Annotated in this window: 11 protein-coding genes; 3 read left to right on the top strand and 8 right to left on the bottom strand. The window is 50.3% G+C overall.

Annotation, left to right across the window (positions count from 1 at the left end):
* The 4 genes from ABD836_RS05880 to ABD836_RS05865 all read right to left on the bottom strand — a co-directional run bounded on the left by ABD836_RS05880 (position 1) and on the right by ABD836_RS05865 (position 4847).
* On the bottom strand, positions 1-1551 hold the full coding sequence (locus ABD836_RS05880) for a DHA2 family efflux MFS transporter permease subunit (RefSeq protein WP_344933330.1): 1551 nt from the start codon (positions 1549-1551) through the stop codon (positions 1-3).
* Positions 1526-2524, bottom strand: coding sequence for an HlyD family secretion protein (locus ABD836_RS05875; RefSeq protein WP_344933328.1), 999 nt, complete (start codon positions 2522-2524; stop codon positions 1526-1528). Before ABD836_RS05875 ends, ABD836_RS05880 begins: the two co-directional genes overlap by 26 nt.
* 291 nt (positions 2525-2815) lie before the next feature.
* Positions 2816-4177: a cytochrome P450 gene (locus tag ABD836_RS05870; protein ID WP_344933326.1), complete on the bottom strand. Its 1362-nt coding sequence runs from the start codon at positions 4175-4177 to the stop codon at positions 2816-2818.
* Between the two features lie 16 nt (positions 4178-4193).
* A complete protein-coding gene (locus ABD836_RS05865) occupies positions 4194-4847 on the bottom strand; it encodes a TetR/AcrR family transcriptional regulator (protein WP_344933324.1) in 654 nt (217 codons plus the stop codon).
* Positions 4848-5008: 161 nt separating this feature from the next.
* Here ABD836_RS05865 and ABD836_RS05860 point away from each other — a divergent pair, with 161 nt between their 5' ends.
* Entirely contained in the window at positions 5009-5797 is a 789-nt protein-coding gene (locus tag ABD836_RS05860; RefSeq protein WP_344933322.1) for an SDR family NAD(P)-dependent oxidoreductase, read from the top strand.
* A 57-nt stretch (positions 5798-5854) separates the two neighbouring features.
* Here the strand turns inward: ABD836_RS05860 and ABD836_RS05855 are convergent, their stop codons facing one another.
* Positions 5855-6442 (bottom strand): hypothetical protein, encoded by a 588-nt coding sequence (locus tag ABD836_RS05855; protein WP_344933319.1) that lies wholly within the window; start codon positions 6440-6442, stop codon positions 5855-5857.
* Positions 6443-6553: 111 nt separating this feature from the next.
* Between ABD836_RS05855 and ABD836_RS05850 the strand changes: the two genes are divergently transcribed.
* Positions 6554-6844: a DUF1244 domain-containing protein gene (locus tag ABD836_RS05850; RefSeq protein ID WP_344933317.1), complete on the top strand. Its 291-nt coding sequence runs from the start codon at positions 6554-6556 to the stop codon at positions 6842-6844.
* 9 nt (positions 6845-6853) lie between these two features.
* Here ABD836_RS05850 and ABD836_RS05845 read toward each other — a convergent pair whose 3' ends face one another.
* On the bottom strand, positions 6854-7255 hold the full coding sequence (locus ABD836_RS05845; protein ID WP_344933315.1) for a hypothetical protein: 402 nt from the start codon (positions 7253-7255) through the stop codon (positions 6854-6856).
* Positions 7256-7393: 138 nt separating this feature from the next.
* On the opposite strand from ABD836_RS05845, the gene dinB reads away from it, so the two are divergent.
* Entirely contained in the window at positions 7394-8476 is a 1083-nt protein-coding gene (gene dinB / locus ABD836_RS05840; RefSeq protein ID WP_344933313.1) for a DNA polymerase IV, read from the top strand.
* A 107-nt stretch (positions 8477-8583) separates the two neighbouring features.
* On the opposite strand, the gene ABD836_RS05835 is transcribed toward dinB, so the two are convergent.
* Together ABD836_RS05835 and ABD836_RS05830 are read right to left on the bottom strand one after the other, a co-directional pair.
* Positions 8584-9897 (bottom strand): OmpA family protein, encoded by a 1314-nt coding sequence (locus ABD836_RS05835; protein WP_344933311.1) that lies wholly within the window; start codon positions 9895-9897, stop codon positions 8584-8586.
* Between the two features lie 63 nt (positions 9898-9960).
* A complete protein-coding gene (locus tag ABD836_RS05830) occupies positions 9961-12666 on the bottom strand; it encodes a hypothetical protein (protein WP_344933308.1) in 2706 nt (901 codons plus the stop codon).
* Positions 12667-12690: the final 24 nt, after the last annotated feature.

Genomic DNA, 12690 nt, shown 5'->3' with positions numbered 1-12690 from the left:
CTAGTTGGTGGCCCTATTATTCAGGTGTATTGGTTTCAGTAATAGAGGCAGGATGGAAATTAACAGCAGAAGTATGGCCATGGCATAGAAGTTATCCAAGTAGGCGATCATGCTTGCTTGCCGCTGAATCTCCAAGTCGACTAATTGTAGAGCTGCTGTCCCGGTGTCGCCTAATCGCGCGGCGGCGGTGAGGGGATCTATTCCGGGCAGGCTGTAGGGGGTGATATGGCTGCTTAAGTCGGCATGACTAATTTGGCTATTGCGCGAGATTAGGGTAAATATGGCCGAGATACCAAAGCTACCGCCAATATTGCGCACTAGGTTTAGCAGGCTAGAGCCGTCTGGTCGAAATTGCTGCGGTAGGGTGGAAAACGCAGCCATTGTTGCTGGGGTGAATAGCAGGCCAAGGCCTAAACCCTGTATGAATCCTGACGAGAGAATTGGCCCAGAATCCATTTCAAGGGACCATGTCACCATCATTGCGAGTGCTGCAGCACAAATTAGGTAGCCGGCACTCATTAAGTAGCGCAGGTCCATGTGTTGCATTAAACGCTTGGCGATAAACATGCTAATCATTATGCCTAAGCCTCGCGGCATGAGTAGCAAGCCGGTATCGATGGTGCTGTAGCCAAACAGATGCTGAAACATGGTTGGCAATACGGAGGCGATGGCGACATTGGCTAAGCCAAGAATTAACATGATGGTGAGGCCACCAAGGAAGTTCTTATCTTTTAGCAAGCCGGATGGGAAGAGCGGGTTTGCCGTTGAGCGCGAATGGATTAAAAATATCCATATTGCCGACAGCGCAATAATCAGTTCGATAATGATTTCCCATGAGTCGAACCAGTCTTTATGTTGGCCGCGATCTAGCATCAACTGCATAGAAACAAGGGCAACGGCCAAAACTATAAAGCCAAAGCGGTCTAATCGGCGTGGCACAATAGGCCGCGAGGGCAGTAACCACGCAAGTATAATTAATGTTGGAATACCGATCGGCAAATTAACATAAAAGACCCAACGCCAACTGAGGGTGTCGGTGAGTATGCCGCCGAGCATGGGTCCAGTAATGGGGGCAATCATTACCACCATTCCCATCATCGACATGGCTGAGGCCTGTTTGCTGGGCCGGTTAATGTCGAACAGAATTGTTTGCGACATCGGACCGATAAACGCCGCGCAGGCGCCTTGTAGCACTCGGAAAAACACCATTTGCGTCAAGGATGTTGCCGCGCCACAGAGCGCAGAGGCAATTAAAAATCCGCCAACGGCATACAGAAAGGTTGTGCGCGAACCGAGTTTGTCTGAAACCCAGCCAACCAACGGGATCGTCATTACCGTGGCGATGATATAGCTGGTTAATATCCAGCTAACCGTGTCCATGGTGGCGCCAAGGCTGGACTGCATATGCGGCAGTGCGACGTTGGCGATGGTCATGTCAAGGATCTGCATGACCGTGACCATCATCACCGCCGCCATTAATACGCCGTGGTGGCGGGCGGTGAGGGCAGGTTCGTCGTTTGCGGTGTTACTCCCCAGTGTTGATTCGGACATTGACCGAAAGCCCCGCAATCAGTTGCCGGTCGGGCTTGTTGTCAATGCTTATCCGCACAGGTACGCGCTGGGTCACTTTTATCCAGTTGCCGTTGGCGTTTTGGGCTGGGAGTATTGAAAATTCAGAGCCGGTGCCAGCGCCGATACTTGCTACTTTGCCAGTGAGCTTCATTTCAGGGTAGCTGTCTACGCTGATATCGGCAGTCTGGCCAACGCGAATCTGACTGAGGTCAGTCTCTTTGAAATTCGCTTCTACCCAGCTGTGATCTGCTTTTACAACGCTAACGGCGGGTAGACCCTGCACCATTAACTGGCCGATTTGGAGGCGGTCCATTTGGCTGACCACGCCGCTGATCGGCGAACGTATCTCGGTACGAGACAGATTTAACTGTGCTTTTTCGAACTGTACTTTGGCGGCGAGAAGGGCGGGGTACTCCCCCGATTCTGCGCTTCCGCTAGACAGTGCGGCCTTCGCTTGTTCGGCGTCGGCTTTCGCGGAGGCGAGTCTGGCAATGGCTTGCGATAGCGCGTGTTCAGCGGCGCGCAGTGCCGATTGGCTGGTAACGCTGGTTTTGTCTAAGTCGCGCTGGCGCTGATATTCGCGCTGGTAGTAGGCGACCTCTTCCTCTGCGCTTTCAATATCAATATGCGAAGTTGCGTAGGCGGTTTGCAGTTGCTCGTAGCGGGCTGCGGCCGTTGCCATGGCGGCCTTGGCTTCTGATACGGCCAGCTGGAATGGCTCTGGGTCTATACGAAACAATAAGTCGCCCTTAGCGACCTGCTGATTTTCTTTTACGGCCACGCCAATAATAACGCCGCCGACTTCGGCGCTAATTGAAATTTTGTCTTGCCGAATATAGGCGTTGTCAGTTGCAGTGATGCCAAGGGTGGAATAGTAGTAACTGATCGCCACGCTAAAGAGTAATACGGGCACGACCAGCATAAGCGTTAGGCGGGAGACAGAAGGAGACAAAGCAATACCTCGATGTTGTTGTTCTTATTAGCAATCATCATTTCTGATGTATTTTTAGTTTTTGTTCGCAGCCCGGTGGTGTCGCTGTAGGAGGCGATACCACCTTCAACAAAATTGATGTTGTAAGCTTATGGCGTAGTTTTTATCACATTCTTTTAATGAGGGCTCTAGTGCAAATTGATTAACACTGTTGCTGAATTGGGGCTTATCTGGAGGAGAGTGGAGCTTGACCGCCATTATGGACGACTGTAAATACCGTGCGTCGATAATGGCGGTGAAGTTAATAGTGGCTTACGCGCGTTTAGTAATGGTGATCGGTAGGCCGTCGGTTGGGAACACAATAGGTACAACGTTAAATTGCATTTCGTAGCCGGGTCTTACGCTAATTTTGTGGTCACGCAAAAGGTGGAATAAGAATAGCTTAACCTGCATTTCAGCAAAATTTAGGCCGATGCATTTGTGATTGCCGCCACCAAAGGGAATCCACTGATAGAAGTGCTTTTTGTGTTCCGCACGTTCGGGCGAGAAGCGTTCAGGGTCGAATTTTTTAGGCTCGGTCCACCACTCTTCCATGTAGTGAGTGAAGAGAGGAGAAATCCCAATACCAGTATTGGCTGGAATTCGGTAGCCCATAATCTCAGTTTCTCTAATGGTGCGACGAGGAATGACCGGCACTGGTGGATACATGCGCAGCGCTTCCTTCATAACTAGTGCGCTTTTCTCTAGCTTGTTTAAGTCGTCGTACTGCAATTCATCGCCACTAATCTGCTGATATTCGGTGTGTAGAATGTCTTGCCACTCGGGGTTCTTGGCTAGCGCGTAGATGATTGAACACAAGGTGCTGGTGGTGGTGTCGTGGGCGGCAAACAGCAGGAAGATAATATGATCGCGCACGGCTTCGTCGCTAAGTTCATTACCGTCTTCATCTTTGGCGTGACAAAACTGTGAGAAGAAGTCATCACTTTCTGTAGCACGCTTGGCCGTGATGTGTTTTTGGATGAACGCTTCTAGGGCTTGTCGGCCTTTAATGCCTTTATACCAAGTAGTGCCAGGGATCGGCAGTTTTACCACTGCCATGGATGCTTCCATGGCGTGAAGGAAACCTTTGTTGATTTTGTCAGCTTCTTTACCCATCTCTACGCCCATAAACACTTGCGCAGCGACATTGAGTAACAAGGATTTTATGCTGTCTTTAAAACCAAATTCGCTGTCTTTTTGAAAGTCGATAACACCTTGTTTCATGCGCGGATTCATGGTGTGTAAATAGGCCTGTAGTGATTCCTTCTTAAAGGCAGCCTGTAATATTTTGCGGTGAAAACGGTGTACATCAAAGTCGCGCAGCATAAGACCGTTAGGGAACAGCTTTTCTAGCAATGGGTCCCATGCTTTTTTACTTGAGAAGTTCTTCTCGGTGTCTTTGAGTACCAACTCATTGGCCTCGGGGCCAATCAAAGCAACATTGCGTTGCAATAAGGCATTGTTGCGGTAAATGGGGCCGTATAGCGCGTATTTGCGATTAATTAGGCCATGGTAATCTTTTAAAAATTCAACGGTGTCGCCCAAAATCGGCAGCGCGCCATTGTCTCCGGGAATATGGTCGAGCTGGGTGTTCGATTTGCTCGGCATATCGAGATAGTCAGTGGAGGTTTTCATTGTTTTTTTTCCTTATTTATTGATGCCAGCCGTTAAACAAAAGGTCGATGGATTGTTGTATATGATTCTCAATTTGCTCGGCACTGAGCGCCGGACTTCCGGTAAGTTTTTGGTAAAAAGGGTATTGCACGACAGGTGCGGTCGCGGATTGAACAAAAAAGAACAGTGTTTCAATCGGTAGAGGTTTTAGTTTGCCGTCGAGGATGACTTTATCCACCAATTCCCGGATATAGGCCCAAGGAGCTTCGAAATAGCACTGGTAGATGTAATCCAGTCGCGGGCCTTGGCGTTGGGATTCTTGCTGATATATATGATAGATCGCTGGGTATTCAAAGGCGCTGCGGATATACACGCCAATAGCGGATTTAAGCGCGTCGAGCGCGCTGTGATCCTCATCGATATGATTTAAGGCTTCAAGCACTTTGCTGGTTGTTCTGCCCGCTAACTTATCAACGACCGCCTTCCATAGGGCTTCTTTTGAATCAAAGTAATGATGGAAGAAGGTGTAGCTGACCTTGAGTTCATTTTGCAGCATGCGCAGCGATACGCCGTCATAGCCGTCGCGCGCGAAAATATCAGCCGATGCCGTTAGCAAGCAGTCGATGGATGGCGTGGCGACCTCGTCATTGCGGGGCCGTCCTCGCTTCCTTGTTGGCGTTGCTGCATTCATTAGTGAGGCCAATATTAAACAGGTGTTTAATATTGGCCTCACGTTGGTCACTTGTCAAGTGACTGGCCACTAATTCCCCCTCTGTATGGGTGATGTGCGGCGCTGAGTGCTCGGCTAAGCTGAGCGTCCATTGTCATAAAAACCAATAACAGGACGAATTTATGCTTTTACAAGGCAAGGTAGTGATTGTGTCGGGCATCGGCCCCGGCCTTGGTCAGGAGCTAGCAGTCGAAGCCGCGCGGCAGGGCGCCTCGGTGGCGATGTGCGCGCGTACGCCCGCAAAACTCGATGAAGCAGAGCGCGAAATACAGGCGCTGGGCTTAGATACCGCGGTTCTAAAAGTTGCCACTGATATAGCCGATCGTGAGCAGTGCAAGGATCTGGTCGCGCAGACGATCGCACGGTTCGGGCGAATAGATGTGCTGTTCAACAGTGCCTACAACCCAGGTAGTTTTGAGCCCATAGAAGTGGCAAATCTCGACAGCTGGCGCGCGGCAATGGATGTGAATTTATTCGGGACCATGGCTTTGACGCTGGAGGTGGTGCCGCAGATGAAAGCACAGGGCGGTGGCGCGGTGGTGATGATAAATACCATGGTCACGCGTAAGCCACTGCAGACTCAGGGCGGCTATGGCGCGTCTAAAGCGGCGCTGGCAAGTGCAACTTCGCATTTGGCGCTGGAGTTAGGGCAATACAATATCCGAGTTAACTCTGCCTATATGGGCTGGATGTGGGGGCCGTCTGTTGAAGGGTATTTGCAAATGACGACGGACGCGGGTGGACCAAGTGTGGCAGCTCAGCGCGCTGCAGTAGCGCAGAATATACCGCTTGGTGATATTCCGGATGACGCTGATTGTGCCAAGGCGGCGATATTTCTTGGTTCAGATTATGCCTGTGCTGTGACCGGCGCGGCCTTAGATGTTAATGGCGGCGAGTTTCTGCCACATTAAAAAATAGCGGCTATACACTGGGCTGAATATTCAGCCCAGTGTATATGTTTGCTGCGATTAGCTTGATGGGGACGCTTTGGCGGCAGCTTTCGCTGGTGCCTTCTTGGCGGCCGCTTTTTTAGCGGGTGCTTTCTTCGCTGCAGGTGCTTTTTTTGCCGCGGCTTTTTTCGCTGGCGCTTTCTTGGCAGGGGCTTTTTTAGCGGCTGCTTTTTTTACAGGTGCCGCTTTTTTGGGCGCTGGCTTGGTGTTTTTGTCAAAGTTCTTGGCAGCGTCTTGGGCCGCCTTGGCTAGGGCTTTGGCGCGTTGGTAATCGCCCTTGAGGTCCGCTAGCTGATCCTTTGCCATAATCATTAAGGCTTTAGCGTCGAGTTCAATCTCTTTGGCCGCCTCAACCGCACCGTGTGCACGATCTAATTGTTTGTGCACTTTGGCGTCCATGCTGGCCTTTGCTTTCTTCTGCAACTCAGAGAGTTTGCTCTGCTCTGCCTTGAGTTTGCTGCGCGCGCGCTCTGCTTGCGCTTTTGCTTTTTCCATTGCCTTATGCGCGTCGGCCATTAAGCGGTCACGCAGCTGTTCAACTTTGTGTTCTAAGGATTCGATCTCTTTGCGGATTAATGCGACGGGATCTATTTTTTTATTAGCCATGTCAGTGAGCCTCTGGGGTCAATTTTTGTTGTTAAATAAAATCAGCAACAGCACTAACATAGCAAACTTTGCGATAATGGACAGTGAATCTTGAATTGATTGGTGAAAAGAATGGATAAAACGAAAACTGATGCTATTGAAGCTGCGGCATTTCGGCGCTTATTGGCTCATCTGGATAGCCGCAAGGATGTGCAGAATATCGACTTAATGAATCTGGCGGGCTTTTGTCGTAACTGTTTATCTAAGTGGTATGTGGCAGCTGCTGAGCAAGAAGGCGAGAGCGTTGATTATGAATCGGCGCGGGAGCGTGTGTATGGCATGCCATACACACAGTGGAAAGCGGAGTTTCAAGCCGAGGCCAGCCCAGAGCAGTTGGCTGGTTTTGCTAAAAAAAGCGACTAAACGGCGGAATTAAAGCCCACCGTTAGGAATGAAACGGTTGTCAGTATTGGCGCGAATCCAGAGCAGCATGTCGCGGGAGAGCTTCTCGCCGCGCTTGCGTAGCGCTTTATTAATCCAGATTGCAGGAGACTCTTTGCCCGCATCCCAACCGCTAATGAGTTTTTCGGCCCGGGTAAAAAAACGAATGAGATCGATTAGCTCATCGTTTTCGAGGTCGGCAACTGCGGTTTGCCATTGCTCGGGCGAGAAACGCATGAAGGCTGAGTAATTTTGCTGCTCTTGTTCAGTAAACGGAGCGGGGAGTGATTCGAGTTTTTCGTCGCGACTCAGGGCAATACATTGCCTTAGCCACTGTGTGTCTATACTGAGTGTGTCTTTCTCTTTTTCCGGAGTCCAGCTGCCAATCGCCATGTTTACGTATACCTACTTACCGATGATGTGGGCTAAGGCGCTAGTATAACGCACAAACACGGGTGACTTGTGCATGGTGATTTGCTATTTTACTGGCTATTTATCCAGCAGTGAGCAGTCTACGATGAGACTCGGCGTTTGCGTAAAATAATACATTGCGATTGTGACTGTTTTTACGCTTCAGTAGAAACACGCGATAACCCCAGTTTACGTGGCCGACCACTCGCGGTTGGCGGCGACGCGGCGCGGCGTGGTGTTATTGCGACCTGCAATTACGAGGCGCGAGCGTTTGGCATTCATTCAGCCATGGCAACAGCAACGGCCTTGCGTCGCTGTCCTGATCTTGTCATTGTCGCGCCCAATATGGATAAATACCGCGATGTGGCGCTGCATATTCGCGAAATATTTTTGCAATACTCCGAGTTTATCGAGCCGCTGTCTCTGGACGAGGCATATTTGGATGTAAGTGCAAGCAGTGCATTTCAGGGAAGTGCGACGCGAATTGCCCAAGCTATTCGACAACAAGTGAGCGCTGAACTTGGTATTACTATTTCTGCGGGCGTGGCCCCAAATAAATTTTTGGCGAAGGTAGCAAGTGATTGGAATAAGCCTGATGGTCTTACCGTGATTACCCCGGCACAGGTCGATGATTTTGTCTTGAGCTTACCCGTCTCCAAAATTCACGGTGTGGGCAAAGTCATGGCGCAGCGCATGGCTGCATTGGATATTTATACTTGCGCTGATTTGCGCGAGCGCAGCATGGATGAACTCCAACGCCATTTCGGTAAATTTGGCGCGCAGCTATATGATTATGCGCGGGGTATAGATCAGCGCGAGGTGAAAACGCATCGCCAGCGTAAGTCGCTGAGTGTCGAAAACACCTATGCCGAAGATATTGCTGGCGTAGACGGCGCTGTTGAGGCCTTACCTGCCTTGCTCGACGAGCTTAAGCGTCGGCTTAAAAAGCACAATGGCGAAACCTTTACTGGCGTGTTTGTAAAGCTGAAAGCGGCAGACTTTAGACAGACGACAATTGAGCGTCGCTGCGACGGATTTTTGGAATTAGACTTATTTGAAACGCTGTTGAAAGAGGCGTGGTCGCGCATGGAATCGTCATTGCGACTAATTGGCGTTGGCGTTCGGTTTGGACGTAAGCAAAGTGACACAGTCGCGGAGCGCCGCGCTGAATATCAGCTCGACTTGTTTGATCCTGGTATATAACTCCCCTCTAAGGTATAGATTTTGTACGCTAGTTTTCCTTTTTGCTTTATTGCCGCAATAAAAAAGGGAGGAGGGTTTCCCGTCCTCCCTTGCTCAGATTTTTAGCCTTATTTATTCGGGCTAATCACCTGCAGTTCAACTCGACGATTGCGCTCGCGGCCCTCATCGGTGTTGTTGTCGGCAACTGGTTTGCTTTCACCATAGCCTTTCGCTTTTTGACGAGACTCGCTGATACCTTTGCCAGTCAAGTAGCGCACAACAGATTCTGCGCGAGACTGAGAAAGTTTCAGGTTGTAAGCATCACTACCAATAGAGTCGGTGTGACCCATGATAATGATGTGTACGTCTGGCTCATTGCCAAGGGATTCTGCGACCTTATCAAGTACGGTCTGCGAATCAAGCATGAGGCGAGCTTTATTGAACTCAAAGTGCACACCGCTTAAAGCAACAGTCTGAGAGAGTACGCAGCCGCGTGAATTAACTTTCAGGCCGGGCAGGGTGCCTGGGCATTGGTCAATTTTATCGGGTACGCCGTCGCCATCGCTATCCAGTGGGCAGCCTTGGGCGTTAACAGGAACACCTGGGGGCGTGTTAGGGCACTGGTCGATGTCATTTGGAACGCCGTCGCCGTCATCATCAATTGAGCAACCGTGCACGTTTACGCGAGCGCCTGGCGGCGTGTTGGGGCACTGATCACGGAAGTTAGGAATGCCGTCATTGTCATCGTCGAGTGGGCAGCCAGAGGAGTCGACAGGTGTTCCGCGTGGGGTATTTGGACACTTGTCTATGCGATCTGGAATACCGTCGCCATCGGAGTCGTAATTGTATGGAAGCGGTTTGTCGCCAAAGGGTACTGAGAGACCAATTAAGAAAGCGTAGGTATAAAACGAATCGTTTTCAGGGAAAATTGGTGCTTGTTTTTTAATGCTGTCGATTTGGTAACGAACTTCACCGCGGATCGCGACTTTATCAAGCTCGTAGGTGAAACCTACGACTGCGTCGCTGCCGTAATCTGATTGGGTATTCGTTACCGTTGGTGCTTCGTATTCAACTTCATGGTAGGTAAGGCCTACACCCAGGAAAGGTTGTAGGGCACTTGCATCGAGCTGGAATGCGCCAAAGGGGAAATACAGGAAATCTAAACCACCAGCAAAGCGGGTATAGGTGTCATCTTTGGTGTTTTTAAATTCGCCGTAATTGATATGGGTATCGACCATGACATAAGAACTGATGGGCTTACCAATACCGATTTTACCCTCATTGCCGGAGTCGAAATCACTTTGGTCGGCGACCGTTGAGCCGATCATGCCGTGCATACGCCAGCGGGTATCGATGACGGTTTCCTCATCGTCTGCGGCGAAAGCCGAAAACGCGCTGCACCCTACAGCTAGAGCAAGCGTTATATTACGCATTTGACTCATTAATTTACTCTCCATATTCAAGCATATATAAAGACGCGACCCGAAGGTCGCGTTTATTTGGTGTTAAGGCGCTGGTAGAAAATCGCCGAGTAAGGATTGGCAGTCATCAAAGCTGATGTTGCTCAGTTCTGCAAAACTATCGGGGTCCAGGCCCAGGATGCCCGACAGTAGTGTGCCTACAGTGGAGGTCACGGGGTCGACCAAGCAGGCGTCGAGTGCGTCGATGACCGGGGCTAAGCCAGGTACTGCATCAATACCACTAATTAATCCGCTGGTGATTTGCCCTAGGCCACCGATTGGGCTATCTGGGAATTCAGGGGAAATTCCAGAGAAATTGCCAGAGATTAAGGCTTCAATAATTTCTTCGGCAGGCAGTGTGCCGCCGTCGTCATTTGTCGCCAAGGTCGCTAGGATTGGATCAGCAATTGTACTTACTGTGTACACCAATGGTAATACGAGCCCTGGGCCTTCTAGTCCAGGGAAGTTCCCGCCTAGCGTGAGCACAGGCTCCAATGTTTCACATAGCTCGTTGGAGTAAGTGAGCAAGTCGTCATTGGCTGCAGGCAATACTAGTACGGTTGAACCCTCTGTCGTCGCAAGCTCATTGTCGTCGCGAACTTGGTCTCTGTTCGTGTCGATGAAGGCTTGTACGCAAACGGTGCTCAAGCGCAGCAGACCGCGCGATTCTAGGACGCCTTTCTCCTCACCAAAGCTGGCCGCAGGGGTGCTTACAGGCGTGGGCAGGCCATCGAGACCAGGTAATTGATCGGCACCAGGAATTTGGTCAGCTCCTGGAATGGCTAGTGAGTCTGTAGGTAGTGCACTAGATACACAGCTAGGGTCTGCACTTGCATTGCCTGACCAGTAGCCAGTTTGCGCAGTGAAGATGAGGTTGTCTTTTCCAGTTACGTCAACAAGTGGTGAGCCCGTTGACTTGGGGTCTTGAATATGCGCGTCTGTAACAGTGTTTTGGTCACTTTCAAACAGTGCGTAGGCATAAAAGCGCTGACCACCGCGAATAAAGTTTTCACCGTCTCCAAGAGTACCAACGAGGTCGTCACGACCTACACAGGAAAACTCATCGATGCTGACTTCATCAGGAGAGTTCGCGTTTGACACTTGGTATAGGTGTAACGCTACAACTTCATCGTTTACGGCTTCAATTGTGCGGGTTGAACTAACATTTGAAACGGTATCATTGTATGTCGCAGTTAGCACGACGTTCCCTGAGCCCGTTGTACCTTGCACAGGGGTGACTGATGTTGTGTTTGAATTGCTGGTTGGACTCGCGGTAAGTACCGTTGGCAGGTCAACACTCCATGTAACAAAGGCTGCCGGACATGCAATGGTATCGGTGCTATCGAATTCGATGTAATTACACATCGCGATATAGTCGATGCCATCGTTAAAGACATTCAAATAGATGGTGTCGGTGCCATTTGGTGGTGTCACACCATCGGCGCGAACAATCGAAATGGACGCAACTTCTGCATCTACAATTTCTAGTTCAAGATCATCGCTAATAACTGACTCTTGCGCCGTGCCCACATCATTTGTGTAGGTTCCGGTTGCGATGCTTTTCTTGTCAGCGTCTGCCAAGGCTGCGTAATCGGCTTGGCTAAGAAGCGATGCGTCGCCGTCGTCCTGATCAGGAGCTTCAGAGAAAATGGTTGTTGGTGCTGCAGTCCACGCGAGTACATTAGGGCCTGTGCACTGATATTCAACGAACAGCGTTTGGCTTGAATCGTCTGGGTCGGTATAGGTGAGTTCAGCAACAAGCTGTAAGCGCTGTGCAGCAGGTACTTTTACAGTGTTGGTTACGCGTCCTTTACATTCAGCTAAATATTTATCTTTGTTGAAAAATACTTGGCTGTTGCTAGCGCCGCTACATACGTCGGCAGCAGGGTTGGCAACGGCGCAAACTGCTACTTTACTAACAGTAGCGGGAAATAAATTTATGATTTTGCTCGCGATCTTAGGCGCGTCGGGGTCGGTGCAGTCATCAGCTGGATCAATTGCAAAAATCGTGATGGATACCTGTGACTGATCGCTTCCGCCAAAGGGGTTGGTAATAGTGGCTGGAGCCGACTGGCCGGTGGGCGGCTGCGGATCAGCAAACACCAAGTAATTACTGCTTGAACAGAACTTTGCGCTGTTTGTGGTGTTTTCTGTAGCACCTTGCGGTTCCCGCAGGTTTTGCAGTAACTGGTAGCTCGCTGTTGCAGTGGCGCCGGTGTTAGATGGATTGAAAGCGAAGTCGAAAGGGCCGCCACCAATATATTTACTGCCTACGGTGACGGGTGGCACTACTGTGAAAGCAGCTGGGCCCCTAGTGTATGGCGTACCATTGTGGGTATAGCGCCCAGAAATGGTCAGGTTTTTTACGGGGTCGGTACTGGCAAGTCTAACCTTGCTTAATATATCTAAAACATTCCGCAATTGACCGGCATCTCTCACTTCATCGGCGAGTGCGGCAATTGCTGGATCACCAAGATTTCCGCCTAGTTCCCAAACTGTATCTGCCGTAACGTTGAGTTCGGGCCCTAGGTTGGATTCTACGCCGTCAGTTTGATAGGCAAGCATTTGAACGGGAATACTATTGGTACCAGTACCCGCTAGTTGATTCCCGAGCGGGAAATTAATGCGCAAAGACGTAGGGTCTAAGTGGGCAGACGGGCGATCCGGGCTCCGAGTATCACCACCACCACCGCAGGCGACGAGCAAGCTCGCTGCTATAGCTAGAGATATGCTAAGGATATTGGTTTTCATTTATTCCCCTCCAGGAGAAAACTG

The organism is Zhongshania borealis, from assembly GCF_039539625.1.
Classification (GTDB): domain Bacteria; phylum Pseudomonadota; class Gammaproteobacteria; order Pseudomonadales; family Spongiibacteraceae; genus Spongiibacter; species Spongiibacter borealis.
The sequence above is the reverse complement of the archived record's forward strand: the minus strand, read 5'-3'. Positions and strand labels throughout refer to the sequence as shown.

Bases quoted from the DNA above. Each gene is read 5' to 3' on its own strand.
- ABD836_RS05880 (WP_344933330.1), bottom strand. From the start codon at position 1,551: ATGTCCGAATCAACACTGGGGAGTAACACCGCAAACGACGAACCTGCC.
- ABD836_RS05870 (WP_344933326.1), bottom strand. From the start codon at position 4,177: ATGAAAACCTCCACTGACTATCTCGATATGCCGAGCAAATCGAACACC.
- ABD836_RS05865 (WP_344933324.1), bottom strand. From the start codon at position 4,847: ATGAATGCAGCAACGCCAACAAGGAAGCGAGGACGGCCCCGCAATGAC.
- ABD836_RS05860 (WP_344933322.1), top strand. From the start codon at position 5,009: ATGCTTTTACAAGGCAAGGTAGTGATTGTGTCGGGCATCGGCCCCGGC.
- ABD836_RS05855 (WP_344933319.1), bottom strand. From the start codon at position 6,442: ATGGCTAATAAAAAAATAGATCCCGTCGCATTAATCCGCAAAGAGATC.
- ABD836_RS05850 (WP_344933317.1), top strand. From the start codon at position 6,554: ATGGATAAAACGAAAACTGATGCTATTGAAGCTGCGGCATTTCGGCGC.
- ABD836_RS05845 (WP_344933315.1), bottom strand. From the start codon at position 7,255: ATGGCGATTGGCAGCTGGACTCCGGAAAAAGAGAAAGACACACTCAGT.
- ABD836_RS05835 (WP_344933311.1), bottom strand. From the start codon at position 9,897: ATGAGTCAAATGCGTAATATAACGCTTGCTCTAGCTGTAGGGTGCAGC.
- ABD836_RS05830 (WP_344933308.1), bottom strand. From the start codon at position 12,666: ATGAAAACCAATATCCTTAGCATATCTCTAGCTATAGCAGCGAGCTTG.